General features: G+C 72.4%; 16 protein-coding genes. 6 read left to right on the top strand and 10 right to left on the bottom strand.

Annotation, left to right across the window (positions count from 1 at the left end):
- Positions 1–182: 182 nt before the first annotated feature.
- Positions 183–2,051 (bottom strand): S9 family peptidase, encoded by a 1,869-nt coding sequence (locus CEB94_RS21885; RefSeq protein ID WP_175433828.1) that lies wholly within the window; start codon positions 2,049–2,051, stop codon positions 183–185.
- Positions 2,052–2,152: 101 nt separating this feature from the next.
- Between CEB94_RS21885 and CEB94_RS21880 the strand changes: the two genes are divergently transcribed.
- On the top strand, positions 2,153–2,977 hold the full coding sequence (locus CEB94_RS21880) for a class I SAM-dependent methyltransferase (protein WP_175433827.1): 825 nt from the start codon (positions 2,153–2,155) through the stop codon (positions 2,975–2,977).
- Between the two features lie 100 nt (positions 2,978–3,077).
- Positions 3,078–3,872, top strand: a complete 795-nt coding sequence (locus CEB94_RS21875) for an SURF1 family protein (protein ID WP_175433826.1) — start codon at positions 3,078–3,080, stop codon at positions 3,870–3,872.
- 147 nt (positions 3,873–4,019) lie between these two features.
- Here the strand turns inward: CEB94_RS21875 and CEB94_RS21870 are convergent, their stop codons facing one another.
- From CEB94_RS21870 to CEB94_RS21855, 4 genes are all read right to left on the bottom strand, one after another.
- Positions 4,020–5,060, bottom strand: coding sequence for a hypothetical protein (locus CEB94_RS21870; protein ID WP_175437107.1), 1,041 nt, complete (start codon positions 5,058–5,060; stop codon positions 4,020–4,022).
- A 128-nt stretch (positions 5,061–5,188) separates the two neighbouring features.
- Positions 5,189–5,764, bottom strand: a complete 576-nt coding sequence (locus tag CEB94_RS21865; RefSeq protein WP_175437106.1) for a SigE family RNA polymerase sigma factor — start codon at positions 5,762–5,764, stop codon at positions 5,189–5,191.
- 520 nt (positions 5,765–6,284) lie between these two features.
- The gene (locus CEB94_RS21860; protein WP_175433825.1) at positions 6,285–7,370 is read right to left on the bottom strand and encodes an aspartate-semialdehyde dehydrogenase; all 1,086 of its coding nucleotides are present in this window, start codon (positions 7,368–7,370) and stop codon (positions 6,285–6,287) included.
- Complete coding sequence (locus tag CEB94_RS21855) at positions 7,370–8,644, bottom strand: aspartate kinase (RefSeq protein WP_161369440.1); 1,275 nt, start codon at positions 8,642–8,644, stop codon at positions 7,370–7,372. Before CEB94_RS21855 ends, CEB94_RS21860 begins: the two co-directional genes overlap by 1 nt.
- 234 nt (positions 8,645–8,878) lie before the next feature.
- Here CEB94_RS21855 and CEB94_RS21850 point away from each other — a divergent pair, with 234 nt between their 5' ends.
- Together CEB94_RS21850 and CEB94_RS21845 are read left to right on the top strand one after the other, a co-directional pair.
- Positions 8,879–9,589, top strand: a complete 711-nt coding sequence (locus CEB94_RS21850; RefSeq protein WP_175433824.1) for a response regulator transcription factor — start codon at positions 8,879–8,881, stop codon at positions 9,587–9,589.
- Positions 9,586–10,944: a sensor histidine kinase gene (locus CEB94_RS21845; RefSeq protein WP_175433823.1), complete on the top strand. Its 1,359-nt coding sequence runs from the start codon at positions 9,586–9,588 to the stop codon at positions 10,942–10,944. Before CEB94_RS21850 ends, CEB94_RS21845 begins: the two co-directional genes overlap by 4 nt.
- A 6-nt stretch (positions 10,945–10,950) precedes the next feature.
- On the opposite strand, the gene CEB94_RS21840 is transcribed toward CEB94_RS21845, so the two are convergent.
- Positions 10,951–11,475, bottom strand: a complete 525-nt coding sequence (locus tag CEB94_RS21840; protein WP_175433822.1) for an SgcJ/EcaC family oxidoreductase — start codon at positions 11,473–11,475, stop codon at positions 10,951–10,953.
- Positions 11,476–11,646: 171 nt separating this feature from the next.
- Here CEB94_RS21840 and CEB94_RS21835 point away from each other — a divergent pair, with 171 nt between their 5' ends.
- The gene (locus tag CEB94_RS21835) at positions 11,647–12,483 is read left to right on the top strand and encodes a PhzF family phenazine biosynthesis protein (protein WP_175433821.1); all 837 of its coding nucleotides are present in this window, start codon (positions 11,647–11,649) and stop codon (positions 12,481–12,483) included.
- A 4-nt stretch (positions 12,484–12,487) separates the two neighbouring features.
- Here CEB94_RS21835 and CEB94_RS21830 read toward each other — a convergent pair whose 3' ends face one another.
- From CEB94_RS21830 to CEB94_RS21820, 3 genes are all read right to left on the bottom strand, one after another.
- Positions 12,488–13,147 (bottom strand): DUF5063 domain-containing protein, encoded by a 660-nt coding sequence (locus tag CEB94_RS21830; RefSeq protein WP_175433820.1) that lies wholly within the window; start codon positions 13,145–13,147, stop codon positions 12,488–12,490.
- Positions 13,140–13,739 carry a recombination mediator RecR gene (recR, locus tag CEB94_RS21825; RefSeq protein WP_175433819.1) on the bottom strand — a complete coding sequence of 200 codons (600 nt, stop codon included), beginning with the start codon at positions 13,737–13,739 and terminating at the stop codon, positions 13,140–13,142. The genes CEB94_RS21830 and recR overlap by 8 nt, the downstream gene beginning before the upstream one ends.
- A gap of 94 nt (positions 13,740–13,833) precedes the next feature.
- Positions 13,834–14,175 (bottom strand): YbaB/EbfC family nucleoid-associated protein, encoded by a 342-nt coding sequence (locus CEB94_RS21820; protein WP_078899404.1) that lies wholly within the window; start codon positions 14,173–14,175, stop codon positions 13,834–13,836.
- A gap of 281 nt (positions 14,176–14,456) precedes the next feature.
- Between CEB94_RS21820 and CEB94_RS21815 the strand changes: the two genes are divergently transcribed.
- Complete coding sequence (locus tag CEB94_RS21815; protein WP_175433818.1) at positions 14,457–15,215, top strand: SLATT domain-containing protein; 759 nt, start codon at positions 14,457–14,459, stop codon at positions 15,213–15,215.
- A gap of 224 nt (positions 15,216–15,439) precedes the next feature.
- Here the strand turns inward: CEB94_RS21815 and CEB94_RS21810 are convergent, their stop codons facing one another.
- Positions 15,440–17,599 (bottom strand): serine/threonine-protein kinase, encoded by a 2,160-nt coding sequence (locus CEB94_RS21810; RefSeq protein ID WP_175433817.1) that lies wholly within the window; start codon positions 17,597–17,599, stop codon positions 15,440–15,442.
- Positions 17,600–17,671 lie beyond the last annotated feature (72 nt).

Here is a 17,671-nt window from a genome sequence, read left to right as displayed (position 1 = left end):
ACGGCTCGGCGTCACAAGGTGCCCGGCGTTGGTGCCGGGCCCGGGGCGTTCGCGCAACCCGGCGCCACGGGGTGCCGACCAGCGGCACGACTGCCCGCGGATCAACGCCCCACGGGGCGCGGGGAACCGCGCGATCAGCCACGACGCACCCGCAGCCGCCGAACCACCCCCCACCCCCCGAACTACTGGGCGCCCGACACCCCCCTCAAGTGCCGCTCCGCGAACTCCAGTTCCAGCCGCACCTGCTTGATCCGCTCGTCCACCACCAGGGAGCCGTGACCGGCGTCGTAGCGGTAGACCTCGTGGACCGCGCCTCGCGCCTCCAGGCGCTTGACGTAGTTCTCGATCTGGCGGATCGGGCAGCGCGGGTCGTTGACGCCGGCCGAGATGTAGACCGGGGCCTTGACCTGGTCGACGTAGGTGAGGGGGGACGAGGCCTCGAAGCGGTCGGGGACCTCCTCGGGGGTGCCGCCCAGGAGCGTGCGGTCCATCGCCTTCAGCGCTTCCATCTCGTCGTGGTACGCCGTGACGTAGTCGGCGACGGGGACCGCCGCGATGCCGAGGGTCCACGCGTCGGGCTGGACGCCGAGGCCGAGGAGGGTGAGGTAGCCGCCCCAGGAGCCGCCGGTGAGGACGAGGCGGTCGGGGTCGGCGAGGCCGGAGTCGACGGCCCATGCGCGGACCGCGGCGATGTCCTCGAGCTCGATGAGGCCGACGCGGTGCTTCAGGGCGTCCGTCCAGGCACGGCCGTAGCCCGTGGAGCCGCGGTAGTTGACACGGATCACCGCGTATCCGTGGTCGACCCAGGCCGCCGGGCCGGCCGCGAAGGAGTCGCTGTCGTGCCAGGTGGGGCCGCCGTGGATGTCGAAGACCGTGGGAAGCGGCCCGGTGGTGCCCTGCGGCTTCTGGACGAGGGCGTGGATGCGGCCTCCCGGCCCGTCCACCCACACGTCCTCCACCGGCACCGAGCCGGGCGACTTCATGCCGGGCGGGTCGAGCACGACACCGCCCGTCGTGGAGCGGACCGCCGACGGCTCGGCCGCCGAGGACCACAGGTACTCCACGCTGCCGTCGGGCCGGGCCGTCGCACCGGACACCGTGCCGGGCGGGGTCGGGATCTCCGCCAGGGCGCGGCTCGCCAGGTCGTAGCGGAACAGTTCGCTGCGGGCCTCGAAGCCGTGCGCGATGAGCAGGCCGCTGCCGTCCGGGTACCACTCGGCGCTGACGTCGCCCGGCAGCTCCAGCGCCAGGTCCGTCTCCTCGCCGGTGGCCACGTCCCACACCAGGGGCTCCCAGCGGCCGCGGCGCTGGTGGCCGATGAGCAGGCGCGTGTCGCCGTCGACGGGGGCGAAGCCGAGGACCTCCAGGCCCAGCTCGCGGGTGCCGCCCTCGGTGTCGTCGAGGTCGGCGACCGCCGTGCCGTCGGGACGCAGGACGCGCAGCGCGGAGTGCATCGCGTCGCCGTGCTCGGTGTGCTCGATGGCGATGAGCGAGCCGTCGCGGGAGAGGTCGCCGACGCCGGCCGACTCGCGGTGGCGGTAGATCTCCACCGGTTCCTCGCCGGTGCGGACGAGGTGAATGGTGGTGCCGTCCTCGTCCGTGGAGCGGCCCACGACCGCCGTACGCCCGTCACGGCCGAGGGCGAGGCCCGCCGGGTAGGAGGCGTCCAGGTCCTCGGCGGCCGGTTCGTCCGCGCCGCCCGCGAAGGGCTGGCGGCGCCACACGCCGAACTCGTCGCCGTCCTTGTCGTCGAACCACCAGATCCACGCGCCGTCCGGGGACAGCACGCCGTCCGTCGTGCCGTTCGGCCGGTCCGTCACCTGGCGCTGCTCGCCTGTCGACCGGTCCCAGGCGTACAGCTCGTACGTCCCGGTCGCGTTCGAGACGAACAGGGAGCGGTCCGGCGCGTCCTCCGCCCAGTCGGGCAGGGAGACCCGGGGCGCCCGAAAGCGCTTCTCCCACTCCGGCATCCGCTCCTGCTGTCCCGCCTGTACCGCCTGCTCGTGCTGGTCCCGCTGATCGCGTGCGTCGGACCCGTTGCTCTCAGTCATGGCCCCATACTGCCCGCCCCGGCCGACAATTCGCCGGCGAGGTCCCCAGCCTGTGGATAACCTCCACCGGTCCCCCTCCGAGCAGGTCAGGAGTCGCACCCTTGTACTCCCCCACCCCGGCCGACTGGAACGAGGCCAACCGCACCCACTGGGACGAGCGGGTCCCCCTGCACGTCGCCGGTGACTACTACGATCTCGACGCCTTCCGGGCCGGTCAGGACCCCTTGCGCGACTTCGAGCTCGCCGAGGTCGGGGAGGTCGGCGACCGCTCTCTGCTGCACCTCCAGTGCCACATCGGCCTCGACACCCTGTCCTGGGCACGGCACGGCGCGGCCCGGGTCGTCGGGCTCGACTTCTCCGAACCCGCGATCGACACGGCCCGCGGGCTCGCGCGGGACCTCGGTCTCGGCCCGGAGCGGGCGGCGTTCGTCGCGGCGGACGTGTACGACGCGGCGGCCGCGGTCGCGGACCCGTCGTACGACATCGTGTACACCGGCGTCGGCGCGCTGTGCTGGCTGCCCGACATCGGGCGCTGGGCCGAGACCGTCGCGTCGCTGATAGCGCCCGGCGGGTTCCTCTACCTCTCCGAGTTCCACCCGCTCACCGACGTCCTCGACGACGAGACCGGCTCGCGGATCACGCACGACTACTTCGCCCGTGACGCCTGGGTCGAGGAGAGCCCGGGGTCGTACGCGGCCGAGGGTGCCGACTTCACGCACAGCCGACGGGTCGAGTGGCAGCATCCGGTCGGCGAGGTCGTCTCGGCGATCGCTGCGGCCGGGTTGCGGATCGAGTTCCTGCACGAGCACGACGTGTCGGTGTTCCGGCGGTTCGGGAGCTTCGAGCAGCGGGACGGCTACTTCCGCTTTCCGGCGGGCCGGCCGCGGATTCCGCTGATGTACTCGGTCCGGGCCCGCAAGGCCTGACCGTACGGGGCGACCTCACCGGCCGGAACCCGCCGACGGGTCCCGCCCGTTGCCGACCCCCGCGGGCCGGGCCTGCCCGGCAGCCCCGTACCGTGGGGGTGTGTACCGGTTTCTGCTGACGCCCCGATGGTGGGGGATCAACGTCTTCGTGCTGTTGTCCATCCCCTTCTGCATCTTCATGGGGTCCTGGCAGCTGGGCCGGTTCGAGGACCGTGTGCAGGACCATCGCACCGCGACCGAGCAGGTCTCCGAGGCGCGGCACGAGGCGCCCCGGCCCCTCAAGGACATGCTGCCGGTGACCAAGGCCACGTCCGGGAAGCTGGTCACCGTCGGCGGGCGGTACGGCAAGCAGCTGCTGGTGCCCGGGCGGGAGCTCGACGGCAAGCGGGGCTTCTACGTGCTGACGCTGCTGCGGACCGGCTCGGGTGAGGCGCTGCCGGTGGTGCGGGGGTGGCTGCCCGGGGACGCCGGCGCGGCGAAGGTTCCCGCCCCGCCGGCCGGTGAGGTCACCGTCACCGGGGCGCTGCAGGCGTCGGAGACGCCGGGGGACAACGGGGTCAGTGCGCAGGGCGGGCTGCCGGCCGGGCAGACCTCGGCGATCAGTGCGGCGTCACTGGTGAACCTGGTGCCGTACGACGTGTACGACGCGTGGGTCACGCTGTCGACGGGTGACTCGGGAATGAAGGCGGTGCCGGCCGCCGCGCCGCCGGATTCGGGGCTGGACCTGAAGGCGTTCCAGAACCTGGGCTACACCGCCGAGTGGTTCGCCTTCGTGGGGTTCGTGATCTTCATGTGGTTCCGGCTGGTGCGGCGTGAGGTGGAGTCCGCGCGCGATGCGGAGCTGGGGCTGGTGACGGGTGAGGAGCCTGTCGCTGTGGATGCCGTCGTGAAGTGAGGGGCATCTTCGCCCGGGCCGGGATCGCAGCCCGCGCGTAGCGGGGTGCCGCCGCGCCCACCCGTGCCGCCCTGAGCGGCACGATTGCCCGCAGCTGAGCGGGGCGGCGTCAGCAGCCGGGCGGGCCGGCAGCCCGCAACCGCGTGGCTACGCCCCCGCCAGCACGCCCGTCCAGTACACCGTCCCCGCGCACGCGTTGGGCACCGTCACCGAGCTCGCGCCCGAGCCCGTGGCCGGGGTGTACGTCACTGCCACGCTGCCGTCGACCGTGCCGTCCTCCGTGGCCAGCTGCGGGGCCGTGCCCGTGTCGCCGCCGGTGGAGGTGCCGGCCGTGGTCGCCGGGTCCTGTGACGGGGTCGGTTCCGGGCTGGGGTCGGGGCCGCCGACGCTGCCACCGGGGGTGGGGCAGGTCTCGGAGGGAACCCAGGCGAACTTCACGTCGTAGCCGATGCCCGGCTGGAGCACCAGCTGGGCCGCCTCCAGGGACGGGTCGGGCAGGAGCCCGGCCGCCGCGTCCCCGGCGGTGTGCCGGAGCGCACCGACCTTGCTGATGTCGGCCGCGCCCTGCGGAAGTGCGCTCACCGAGCCGGGGCCGGTGACCGTACAGGCCGCGCCGGAGACGTTGGTGACGCGGAAGGAGCCGGAGACCGCGCCCGTGGAGTCGGGAGCGTTGCTGCTTCCGGAGGCGGGGCCGAGCTGGGCCGGGGTACACGCCGGGATGCCGGCGGCGGTGGTGGAGGAGGGGTCGGTGCCGCCCTGGGACGCGCCGGTGGAGGCGCCGGATCCCTTGCCCTTGTCCTTCTCCTTCTTTTCGTCCTTCTCCTTGGCCTCGGTCTTGCCGGAGGAGCCGCCCGCGGTGCTCTCGCCGCCGTCCGGGCCCTTGCCCTCGCCCGAGCCGCCCTGGGTCTCGGAGGCGTGGCCGATGGCGGAGGGATTGGCGTCGGAACCGGTGGCGTTGGAGACGTGCACCAGGGCGGGGATGGCGGTGCCGATGAAGAGCGCGGCGGCGGCCATGCCGACGACGGCCTGCCGCTTGCGGGTCCGCCGCTGGGGCACCGCCTTCCGCAGGTACTCCAGGGTGCCGTCGCGCGGCTCCACCTCCTGCACCACCTGGTGCAGCATCGTGCGCAGGTCCAGCTCGTCCGAGTCGAGCCCGTCGGGGCTCTGGTCGTCGGGGCCGTGGTTCACAGTTCCGTTCCCAGCGTGCGATTGCTTCGGTTCTTGCCCGTGCGGCCTTGTCGGCGTCTGCCACTCTTCGAGGCGCTCCAGGGGCTCGGGGCGGTCGCGCCCCTTGCCGCCCGCGCCGTTGCCGTCACTCATGCCGACGCCTCCATGGCCACCCGGAGCGCCGCGATACCGCGCGAGCCGTAGGCCTTGACCGAGCCCAGCGATACGCCGAGGGTCTCGGCGACCTGCGCCTCGGTCATGTCCGCGAAGTAGCGCAGCACCAGCACCTCGCGCTGGCGGCGCTGCAGGTTCTTCATCGCCTTGATGAGGGAGTCGCGCTCCAGCTGGTCGTAGGCGCCTTCCTCGGCGCTGGCCATGTCGGGCATGGGCTTCGACAGCAGCTTCAGGCCGAGTATGCGGCGGCGCAGCGCGGAGCGCGAGAGGTTGACGACGGTCTGGCGCAGGTACGCCAGGGTCTTCTCGGGGTCGCGGACCCGCTTGCGGGCGGAGTGGACCCGGATGAACGCCTCCTGGACGACGTCCTCGCAGGAGGCGGTGTCGTCGAGGAGGAGGGCGGCGAGACCCAGCAGCGAGCGGTAGTGCGCGCGGTAGGTCTCGGTGAGGTGGTCGACGGAGGTTCCGGCCGCTACGCCGTCCTCCGCGCCGTCACGCTGGTTGGGTATGCGGGCCGGCCGCGCTGCGGGCACGGGCGCGATCACCGGCATGCCACCGGGCGTACCGGCCATGCGGGGTCGTAGAGCCGCCGGACGGGGCGGTCGAAGGACCGTGCCGCGTGCCGCGCTGAAGTCGAGTACCTCTGCCACGCCTGTTGGACACGCTGACCCCCGTGAGGGTTGTACGTGCCGGGCATCACTTTCACGCCGACCGTCGCCGTCGGCGGTCTACCCGCGTCAGGCAGCACAACCGATGGTGCATCAAATGCCCTCATGCGTCCCGCTCTTCCCCTATGTCCAGATGTGAACGGACGTCCCCACGCCCGGTTCCAGGCGTCCCCACGCCTGATGAAGCGCTCCCACGGCCGAAGGGCGACCGCAAAGACGCTCCCCGCCCTCCGCGCGGTTGCGGAGAGCGGGGAGGTAAATCCTCTGATGCCGAAGCGCCATGGACAAGTGGTCCGGACCATCGTCCGGCTCACATGTCGTACGCAGATCCTACAAACCGCCTCTGACATCGGCCGGGGGTTTTCGCGCCGCGAAACTTCACGAAACCCGGGCGGCCGCCCTGTCAGGACAGCTCGGCCGCGACCAGCTCGGCGATCTGAGCGGTGTTGAGCGCGGACCCCTTGCGCAGATTGTCCCCGCACACGAACAGTTCGAGCGCCGTGGGGTCGTCCAGCGCCCGCCGGACCCGCCCGACCCAGGTCGGGTCGGTGCCGACCACGTCGGCGGGGGTCGGGAACTCCCCCGCGGCCGGGTTGTCGAACAGCACGACCCCGGGCGCTGTGGCGAGGATCTCGCGGGCCTTGTCGACGGTGACCTCGCCCTCGAAGCGGGCGTGCACGGTCAGGGAGTGCGTGGTGATCACCGGCACCCGGACACAGGTGACGGCCACGGGAAGGCCCGGCAGGCCGAGGATCTTGCGGGACTCGTCCCGCACCTTCAGCTCCTCCGACGACCAGCCGTCCTCGCGCGCCGTACCGGCCCACGGCACGACGTTCAGCGCGACCGGCTCCGGGAACGGCCCGGTGTGGTCCCCCACGGCCCGGCGTACGTCGCCGGGGTTGGTCCCCAGCTCCGTGCCGGCGACCAGGGAGAGCTGCTGGCGCAGCGTCGCGATACCGGCGCGTCCGGCGCCGCTGACGGCCTGGTACGAGGAGGCGACCAGCTCGCGCAGCCCGAACTCGGCGTGCAGCGCGCCCAGGGCCACGATCATGGAGAGCGTCGTGCAGCTGGGGTTGGCGATGATCCCGCGCGGGCGCATCCGCACGGCGTGCGGGTTGACCTCGGGCACGACGAGCGGCACGTCCGGGTCCATCCGGAACACGCCGGAGTTGTCGACCACCACCGCGCCCTTGGCGGCGGCGACGGGCGCCCACCGCTCGGCGACCTCGTCGGGGACGTCGAACATGGCGACGTCGACCCCGTCGAAGACCTCCTCGGTGAGGGCCACGACCTCGGTCTCCTCGCCGCGCACGGTCAGCTTGCGGCCGGCCGAGCGCGGGGAGGCGATCAGCCGGATCTCGCCCCAGATGTCCGCCCGCTGGGACAGGATCCGGAGCATGACCGTGCCGACGGCTCCGGTCGCACCCACCACGGCAAGCGTCGGACGCCCGGACCGTCCGGTCCGGGCGTCCTGTCGGAGGTCGGCCATCAGCGGCCGGTGCCTCCGTAGACGACGGCTTCGTCGCTGTCGGAGTCGAGCCCGAACGCGGAGTGCACGGCTCGCACGGCCTCGGGCACGTCGTCGGCGCGGGTGACGACCGAGATGCGGATCTCGGAGGTCGAGATCAGCTCGATGTTCACGCCCGCGTCGGACAGGGCCGTGAAGAAGTCGGCCGTGACACCCGGGTTGGTCTTCATGCCGGCGCCGACGAGGGAGATCTTGCCGATCTGGTCGTCGTAGCGCAGGGAGTCGAAGCCGATGCCGGCCTTGTTCTTCTCCAGCGCGTCGATGGCCTTGCGGCCCTCGGTCTTCGGCAGCGTGAAGGAGATGTCCGTCAGGCCCGTGGAGGCGGCGGACACGTTCTGCACGACCATGTCGATGTTGATCTCGGCGTCGGCGATCGTGCGGAAGATCGAGGCCGCCTCGCCCGGCTTGTCCGGCACGCCGACGACCGTGACCTTGGCCTCGGAGGTGTCGTGCGCGACACCGGAGATGAGAGCCTGCTCCACCTGCTTTGCTCCTTGCTTCGGCTCGCTGCTGACCCATGTGCCCTGAAGTCCGCTGAAGCTGGACCGGACGTGGATCGGGATGTTGTACCGGCGGGCGTACTCCACACAGCGGTGGAGCAGCACCTTCGACCCGGACGCCGCCAGTTCGAGCATGTCCTCGAAGGAGATCCAGTCGATCTTCCGGGCCTTCTTCACCACCCGCGGGTCGGCGGTGAACACGCCGTCGACGTCGGTGTAGATCTCGCAGACGTCGGCGTCGAGGGCGGCGGCAAGGGCCACCGCGGTGGTGTCGGAGCCGCCGCGGCCGAGGGTGGTGATGTCCTTGGTGTCCTGGCTGACGCCCTGGAAACCGGCGACGATCGCGATGTTGCCCTCGTCCACCGAAGTCTTGATCCGGCCCGGCGTGACGTCGATGATCCGGGCCTTGTTGTGGACCGAGTCGGTGATGACACCCGCCTGGCTGCCGGTGAACGACTGGGCCTCGTGGCCCAGCTTTTTGATCGCCATGGCCAGCAGGGCCATGGAGATCCGCTCTCCGGCGGTCAGCAGCATGTCGAGCTCGCGCCCGGCAGGCATCGGGGAAACCTGCTCGGCGAGATCGATCAGCTCGTCCGTCGTGTCGCCCATCGCGGAAACCACGGCAACCACCTGGTTGCCGTTCTGCTTCGCTTCCACGATCCGCTTGGCGACGCGCTTGATGCCCTCGGCATCGGCTACGGAGGAGCCTCCGTACTTCTGCACGACAAGGCCCACGTGCGCTCCTCGCTCAATCCGTCTCTATCCGCTCATACGCATTCGTACCGCGGTCGGCTCAGTCTAACGAGCGCCCGAAAAACCCCTCCGCGATATCGCATGGTGAGATCTCGGCCCGCCCGTCCAGAGTCGCTCATGCCCATCTGGGCACAGGCCACTCGAGAAAGTGCCCGGCGTCACAATCGCACCCGGTGCGGTCCCGGTCAGCCAACTTTCAAGAACTAGGGTTCGGCTGTGCACGTACTCCTGGTGGAAGACGATGAACCGATCGCCGAGTCCCTGCGCCGTGGCCTCAGGCGCTACGGCTTCGAGGTCGAGTGGGTCACCACGGGCGAGGCGGCCCTGAGGCACGAGGGTCCCTACGACGTCGTCCTACTGGATCTCGGCCTGCCCGACACCGACGGCCTGGACGTCTGCAAGGCGCTGCGCGAGCGCGGCGACGTCCCGATCATCGTGATCAGCGCCCGCAGCGACGAGACGGACCGGGTGGTCGGCCTGGAGCTCGGCGCGGACGACTACGTCTCCAAGCCGTTCGGCGTCCGGGAGGTCATCGCGCGGATCAGGGCGGTCATGCGCCGCACGCAGCCCCGCAATCCCGCGCAGACGCCCGACGCCGGCCCCGACCGCTACGGCACCCGCCTGACCATCGACCGCAAGGCGGCCCGGGTGCGCCTGGACGGCGAGGAGGTCGCCCTCGCGCCCAAGGAGTACGACCTGCTGGCCTTCCTCACCGAGGAGCCCGGGGCGCTGATGTCGCGCGAGCAGATCATGGAAGCGGTCTGGGACGCGAACTGGTTCGGGCCGACGAAGACACTGGACGTGCACGTGGCGGCGCTGCGGCGCAAGCTCGCGGGGGCGATCACCATCGAGGCGGTGCGCGGGGTCGGCTTCCGCCTGGAGATCACCAAGGAGCCCGGCACGGGCGGGAGCGGCGCCGCCTCATGATCCGCCAGCTCGTCCGCAGCTACGTCCTGCTCGTGGCGGTCGCCATCGCGCTGTTCACCGTGCCGGTGGCGTTCACGCTCACGGACCAGCTGCGGGGCGACACCAGGTCGGCCGTCCTGCGCGAGGCCGACGCCATGGCCCTGCTGCTGGGCGACGGCCGGCCCGCCTCCTGCCAGGCGCTGGAGGAGATGGCCAAGGCCTACGACGACGAGATCCAGGTGACCCGCACCGCGAGCTGCGCGGCGGATCTGCCACGGCCGGCGGCGGACGCGGCACTGACCCGGGCCCTGAAGGAGGGCACGCCCACGACCGACTGGGGCTCCTCCTTCATCTGGGGCCCCGAACTGGAGATCACGGTGCCCGCCCGCGCGGCCGGCACCGACCGGGTCGTCGGTGCCGTGCGCGTCGTGTACTCGACCGACGAGATGACCGGCCGCCTGTGGCAGATCTGGGGCTTCCGGGCGATCCTCGCCGTGCTCGTCCTCGGGGTGGCCGCGCTGCTCGGCGTCGCGGTGGCCCGGCGCCTCACCCGGCCGCTGCGCCAGCTCAACGACATGGCCAGCAAGTTCAGCGACGGTGATCTGACCGCCCGCTCCCCCGTGACGGGCCCGCCCGAGACCCAGACCCTGGCGCGCACCCTCAACCAGGGCGCCGAACGCCTGGACACCCTGATCGCGGCCCAGCGCATCTTCGTCGCGGACGCCTCCCACCAACTGCGCACCCCGCTCACGGCGTTGCGGCTGTCCCTGGACAACATCGCGGACGGGGTGGACGACGAGTTCGTACGGGAGGACGTGGAACAGGCGACGGCGGAGGTCGTCCGGATGAGCCGGCTGGTCAGCGGGCTGCTGGTGCTGGCCCGGGCCGAGGCCAAGGTGACGGCGGCCGAGCCGCTCCCGCTGATGGACATCGTGCGGGAGCGGCTCGCCGTGTGGAGGCCGGCCGCCGACGAGCGCGGAGTCACCATCGCGCTCAGGGGGAGTATCGACGGCCGGCCGTCTGTGCTGTCCAGCCCCGGTCATCTGGACCAGATGCTGGACAACGTGCTCTCCAACGCCCTGGAGGTCTCGCCCGACGGCGGGGCGATCACCGTGCGGGTGGAGGCCGGGGGCGATGTGGTGGGGGTGTCGGTCCTGGACGAGGGACCCGGCATGTCGGACGCCGAGAAGTCCCGCGCCTTCGACCGCTTCTGGCGCGGCCAGGGCCTGACCGGGAAGTCCGGCTCCGGCCTCGGTCTCGCCGTCGTCAGACAGCTGGCTACGGACGACGGCGGGACCGTGGCGCTGACGGACGCGCCGAACAGTGGCCTGTGCGTGACGATCACGCTACGGGCGGCCCACCGGGGCGGCGGCTGACCCGGCTCAGCCCTGCGGCATCTTCGAGGAGTGGTGGTTCACGATCAGCCACGTGCCGTCGGGCTGCTTCTCGTAGGCGTAGGTGTAGCGGGCCTTGACGGTGCTCTTCTCACCCGTGTCGTGGTCGGTGAGCGTGAACTCGTAGACGCCGGTGTCGATGACGGTGTCGCGGTCGAGGACGTTGACGACCGACTCGATCTTCGTCCCGACCGGCTTGTTGCGCAGGAAGTGCTCGAAGTAGTCGAGGATCCCGGCTCTGTCCGTGCGGACCTGGTTGGAGACGGTCGGCAGCAGGACCGCGTCCTTCGCGTACAGGTCGGCGACCTTCTTGGGGTCACCGGTGCGCAGCGCGGCGTTCCAGTGGTCGAACAGTCCGAGCACCTGCGTCTTGGTCCCCTGCTTGGCGCGCTTCTCGCCCTTGCTCTCGGAGTCGGCTCCGGCGACCCCGGCACCGAGGGCGAAGGTGCCGGCGGCCAGGACCGCGGTGGCGGTGGCGACGGCTGTGCGCCGGCGGGCGGGGCGACGGTTCATGGCATCTCCAGTGAGATCGAGGGGAGTTGCTTGCCTCCGCGTTCGATGCGGTGGAAGTGACTCCAGCCTCGCCGTTCGCCGGTTAGGGGCCGTGCAGCCCGCGTCCAGGGGACGTACAAGGTGCCCCCAATTCACGCGGCGTGACCGGGGGCCGGGCGCTACCGTCGGGGCATGGAGATACTGCGCTACGTGGCGTTCAGCACGGATCCGGAGGGCGGCAACCCCGCGGGGGTGGTGCTCGACGCGAGCGGGGCCGACGACGCGGCGATGCTGGCGACGGCGGCCGAAGTCGGCTATTCGGAGACGGCGTTCGTGGTGGAGGCCTGCGACGGCTCCCTGAACGTCCGGTACTTCAGCCCGCTGGCGGAGGTGCCGTTCTGCGGCCACGCGACGATCGCCACGGCCGTCGCCCACGCGGAGCGGCACGGCACCGGGCGGCTGCTGCTGCGCACCGCGGCGGGCCTGGTCACCGTCACCACGGGCCGGGCGGCGGACGGCACGGTCGTGGCGACCCTGGTGAGCGTCCCACCGCGTACGGCACCGATCGAGGAGGCGGATCTCGCCGAACTGCTGGCGATCCTGGGCTGGCCCGCCGAGGACCTGGACCCGGAGCTGCCGCCCCGGGTGGCCTTCGCCGGGGCCTGGCACCCGGTCATCGCCGCCGCGAGCCGGGAGCGGCTGGCGGACCTGGACTACGACATGGCCGGGCTCACCGCCCTCATGGCCCGCAGGGAGTGGACCACGATCGACCTGGTCCGGCGGGAGTCACCCACCGTCTTCCACGCCCGCAACCCGTTCCCGCCCGGCGGCGTGACCGAGGACCCGGCGACGGGAGCGGCGGCGGCGGCGTTCGGCGGCTATCTGAGGGAACTCGGCCTCGTCAGGCCACCGGCGACGCTGACCATCCACCAGGGCGTCGACATGGGACGGCCGAGCGTGATCACGGTGTCCGTGCCGGAGGGCGCCGGCACCGGAATCGGCGTCACCGGTACGGCCGTTCCGATCTGACCGCCTATTTCGCCGGGCGCAGCCCCAGTGGCTCCGCGATCTCCTCCACCATGACCCGGCCCGCCTCGATCTCCAGCGTGTCGTCGCCCATGCCCTGGTCCGTGTCCAGGCCGTCGAGTTCGGCGAGGGGCTGGTTGAGACGGACGTGGGCGAGGACCGACTGGAGGGCCCGCAGGCTCGCCGAGGCGGTGGAGCCCCAGTTGGAGAAGTAGGAGAACTGCCACCACCACAGGGCTTCCGAGGTGCGGCCCGCCCGGTAGTGGGCCATGCCGTGACGCAGGTCCGTGATGACGTCCGTGAGGTCGTCGGAGATGCGGGCCGGAACCGGGGCCTTGCGGGGCTCGTAGGGGTCGAAGACCTCGGAGTAGACGTCGATCGGGTCCAGCAGGCGGGCCAGGTTCTCGCGGAGCTCGTCGACGTCCGGCTCGGGGCCCGGGTCGGGCTCGTAGCGCTCGTCGGGCACGATGTCCTCGTGCGCGCCGAGCCGGCCGCCCGCCAGGAGGAGTTGGGAGACCTCCAGGAGGAGGAAGGGCACGGCCGATTCCGGCTCGTCGCCCTTCGCGACCTCCGTGACGGCGACCAGGAAGCTCTCGATCTGGTCCGCGATCTGGACCGCGAAATCGTCCGGGTTGTGGTCGGTCGCGTGCAGCGTGGCGTCAGACATCTAGGAGTCGTCTCCCCTCGAAGGCGCGTCCGAGGGTGACCTCGTCCGCGTATTCCAGGTCCCCACCCACCGGGAGGCCGCTGGCCAGGCGGGTGACCTTCAGGCCCATGGGCTTGATCATGCGGGCGAGGTACGTCGCTGTCGCCTCGCCTTCGAGATTCGGGTCCGTGGCCAGGATCAGCTCGGTGACCGTCCCGTCCGCCAGGCGGGCCAGGAGCTCTCTGATGCGCAGGTCGTCCGGGCCGACGCCGTCGATCGGGCTGATCGCGCCGCCCAGGACGTGGTAGCGGCCCCGGAACTCACGCGTGCGCTCGATCGCCACGACGTCCTTCGGCTCCTCGACCACGCAGATGACGGCCGGGTCGCGGCGGGTGTCGCGGCAGATGTTGCACAGCTCCTCCTGCGCGATGTTGCCGCAGGTCGCGCAGAAGCGGACCTTCGCCTTGACCTCCATCAGAGCGTGCGCGAGGCGCCGTACGTCCGTCGGCTCGGCCTGCAGGATGTGGAAGGCGATCCGCTGGGCGCCCTTCGGACCGACGCCGGGCAGCCGTCCCAGCTCGTCGATCAGGTCCTGGACCACGCCTTCGTACAACGGACTGCCCTTCCTGGGTCTTCGGGGTCGGTACGCACCGTCCCGTACGTACCGTAGTTGTCTGCCGCCTCTGCGAGGAAGGCGGTGCGCCGGATCAGAACGGCAGGCCGGGGATGCCGCCGCCGCCCAGACCCTGCGCGAGCGGGCCCAGCTTCTGCTGCTGGAGCGCCTGCGCGTTCTCGTTGGCCGCCTGGACCGCCGCCACGACCAGGTCGGCGAGGGTCTCGGTGTCGTCCGGATCCACCGCCTTCGGGTCGATCTTCAGGGCGCGCAGCTCACCGGCGCCGGTGACGGTGGCCGTCACCAGACCGCCGCCCGCCTGCCCGTCGACCTCCGTCTGCGCCAGTTCCTCCTGCGCCTGTGCCAGGTCCTGTTGCATCTTCTGGGCCTGCTGGAGCAGCTGCTGCATATTGGGCTGGCCACCACCGGGGATCACGATCAGCTCCTTGCTCGGTACGGGTTTTCCCGTTCGGCACGAGCCTACGTGGTCGGGGCTGCCGTCGCCCCAGCACTCTTTCGAGTGAGTCCCCCTCGCGCCCTATACCCGATCAAGGAATACTTCCGGGCGGAAAAGAGGCGAAAGCTACGTCTTCGCCACCCATTGGGAGGTAGGAAGGGTCCGGCGCGTTCAGGGCAGGATGCTGGCTTTCGTCCATCGCGCAGCGTGATCGGTGAGTGAACCGTACGTGGTCATTCGTGGTCAGTGAGGAGTGCCGGGTGGGTCAGCCGGAGATGCAGCCCGAGGGGCCGCCTCAGGACGGGCGGGGCGAGCAGGCGGCGGCCGGGCTGCGGCCGGGCGATCTGACCGGGCGGGTCTTTCCGCTCGGGGACTGGGGCGAGCCGGCGGTCCGGCTGGACGAGCTGTACCGGTGGGTGGAGCGCGGGGCGCTGCGGACGGCGGCCTGGTATCTCGTGGACCGGGTGTGGAAGCGGCGGTGCGCGCGGGTGCTGCGCTGCGGGACCGCGGCCGGGGCGGTCACCGGGGTCACGCTGCCCCTGCTGGATCTGACCGGGGTCGCGGGCGGGGTCGCGCCCTGGGGGTGTCTCGCGCTGCTGCTGGGGGCGGCGTGTGTGGCCGTCGACCGGTACTTCGGGGTGACGTCCGGGTGGATGCGGGACGTGGCCACCGCGCAGGCCGTGCAGCGGCGGCTGCAGGCATTGCAGTTCGACTGGGCGGCGGAGAGCGTGCGGGAGGTGCTGGGGCCGGCGGAGGGCACGGCCGGCGAGGCCGCCGAGCGGTGCCTCGGGGTGCTGCGGAGGTTCTCCGAGGACGTGACGGAGCTGGTCCGGGTGGAGACGGCGGACTGGATGGGGGAATTCCGGTCGGGGTGTGCCGCGCCGGCGGGGTTGCAGGCGGTGGTGTTCCCGGGGCCGGGGCGCGGGGCGGAGGTGGGGGTGAACGGGCGGTTCGCTGTGCCTCCGGCGGGGGGCGCGCGGCCGAACATGCCCCGGCAGCGGCCGCCGGAGCCGCGGTGAGCCGGTCGGCGGCTCGGCGCGATCAGAGGCCCGCGGCCAGGACGCGCACAGCGTCAGGCCCTCCGGGGTCCGGCACGGCACGTTGCCGTGGGTGCGGATGACGTCCTGGCCGTTGCCGCGAGTCAGGTACATCCGGTCACCGTACGGCCGCACGAGCGCCTGTCCGGCTTTCGTCGGCCGGAATTCGCCCGACCTTCAACGGCCTCCCGGTCGACGCGAGTCGGTCACTGCCTCGTGTACGTCAGCCGCTCCCCGCTGCTGCTGTTCACGCGCTGGAGCGTGTCGTCCGGGAGGAGGGTGACCTCGGTGGCCGCGCCCGGAGTGCAGGCGGTGCGGGGCTGTCCGACCTTCACGGTGGTCGGGCCGATCTTCAGCGCGCCGTCGGTGCCGGGCTCCGCGGTCAACCGCCCTTCGAACACGCAGTGGTAGGTGCCGCCGCCCTTGGTCGGGCCGTCGGCCACGAGGGACAGGACCGTGTCCCCCGGTTCACCCTGCTGGATGGTGAGCGAACGGCTGTGCTCGCCGTCGGCGTTGTCGATGGTCGTGGTCCAGGTGCCGAGGTACCCGGTCGGGATCGTGCCGTCCGCCGGGGAGGGGGAGGTGTCCGGCTGCGAGGCCGTCGCGGACGGACCCGGGGTGGTCGAGCCCGCGCTCTGCGTGGGGCCGGGGCCGCCGTCGGTCCGGTCGTCGGCGCCGCCCTGCATCAGCGCGTACACCGACCCGCCCGCGGCGAGCGCGACGACCAGGGCGATCACGACCAGCAGCGCGGTGGAACGGCCGCCTCCGCGCGACGGCGGCTGCGGGGGGCCGTACGGCGGGGTCGTGCCGTAGGGCGGCGGGCCGTAGGGCGGGGTGGAACCGAGGCCGCCGTAGGCGGGGTGGGGCGGTGCGACGCCCGGGGCTCCGTGCTGAGGGTGCTGCTGGGGGTAGCCGTACGCCGGGTACGGGGGCTGGGGTGTCCGCATCTGCGGGTGGGGCGGGGCACCGGGGCCGGGGAGTTGCGGGGGCGCCTGGGGCGTGCTCTGTCCCGCGACCATGGTGGGCAGATGGTTCACCGGCGGCCCCTCGCCCGGCAGTCCCGGCGGGGGCGGCCCGGGGGTCGCGGCGGGCGCCGTCGCGGTGGCCGGGGGCAGCGCGGGGCGGGGCGACGACTCGTCGGCGGTGGGGCCGTGCTCGGGGGTGGGGCCGGGGCTGCCGGAGGGGGCGGACGGAGCGGCGGTGCCGGGACCGGAGGCCCCGGCAGGGACCGGCGGCGTGAAGGCACCCGGACCGGGAGCCCCGGCAGGAGCCGGCGGCGTGAAGGCGCCGGGGGTGGGCCGGTCGGCCGGGGCGGAGCCCGGCTGGTCGGCGGGCTCGGTCGTGGGGCGCTCGGCGGCGGCACCGGCCGACTGCCCCGCGACACCACCCCCCGCAAGCCCGGCGGCACCCGCCTGCTGTCCCGCGGGGGACCCGCCGCCCTCCCCCTGCGGATCCTCCGCGTCCAGCAACCGCACCGCGTGCCGCCCCAGTTGGGCCACCAGCGAGCTCGGCAGCCAAGGGTCGAGGGCGCGGCCGTCGGAGACGGTGTCGTCCGCGCCCGTGCGTTCCAGGACGCGGTCGAGGGAGGGCCGGGCGGCGGGGTCCTTGCGCAGGCAGTCCCGGACGAGGTCGGCGATGCCCTCGGGGACGCCCTCCAGGTCCGGTTCCTCCTGGGCGATGCGGAACATCAGGGCGTGCACGCCGCTGTTGGCGGTGCCGAAGGGCAGGGCGCCGGTCGCGGCGTAGGCGAGGACCGAGCCGAGGCAGAAGACGTCGCACGCGGGGGTGATGCGGTCGCCCCGCACCTGCTCGGGCGCCATGAAGCCGGGCGATCCGACGAGCGCGCCGGTGCGCGTGAGCCCGCCGTCCGTCACGGTCTCCAGGGCGCGTGCGATACCGAAGTCGATGACGCGCGGGCCGTCGATGGTGACCAGCACGTTGGACGGCTTCAGGTCGCGGTGGACGATGCCGGCGGCGTGGATGTCCTTGAGCGCGTGCGCGAGCCCGGCCGCGAGGATGCGGACCGTCCGCTCGGGCAGGGCACCGTGGTCGTGCCCGACGACCTGCTGGAGGCTCGGCCCGGCGACATAGCCCGTGGCGACCCATGGCACCGCGGCCTCGGTGTCCGCGTCCAGCACCGGCGCGGTCCAGTAGCCGCCGACCCGCCGCGCGGCCCGCACCTCCTGCCGGAACCGCTCCCGGAACTCCTCCTGCGCGGCCAGTTCCTCGCGCACGAGTTTCACGGCGACGGTACGGCCCCGCTCCGAGCGGGCCAGATACACCTGCCCCATGCCCCCCGCACCGAGCCGCGCCAGCAGCCGATACGCACCAATTCGTTGCGGATCCCCGGGCCCCAGCTTCTCCATCGCTCAGCCGCCTTCCCCCCACACGCGAGCAACAGATCGAGAATAGTGGGGGGCCGGGGCGGGGCGGCCCGG

The sequence above is a fragment of the Streptomyces hawaiiensis genome, assembly GCF_004803895.1.
Classification (GTDB): Bacteria; Actinomycetota; Actinomycetes; order Streptomycetales; family Streptomycetaceae; genus Streptomyces; species Streptomyces hawaiiensis.
The sequence above is the reverse complement of the archived record's forward strand: the minus strand, read 5'-3'. Positions and strand labels throughout refer to the sequence as shown.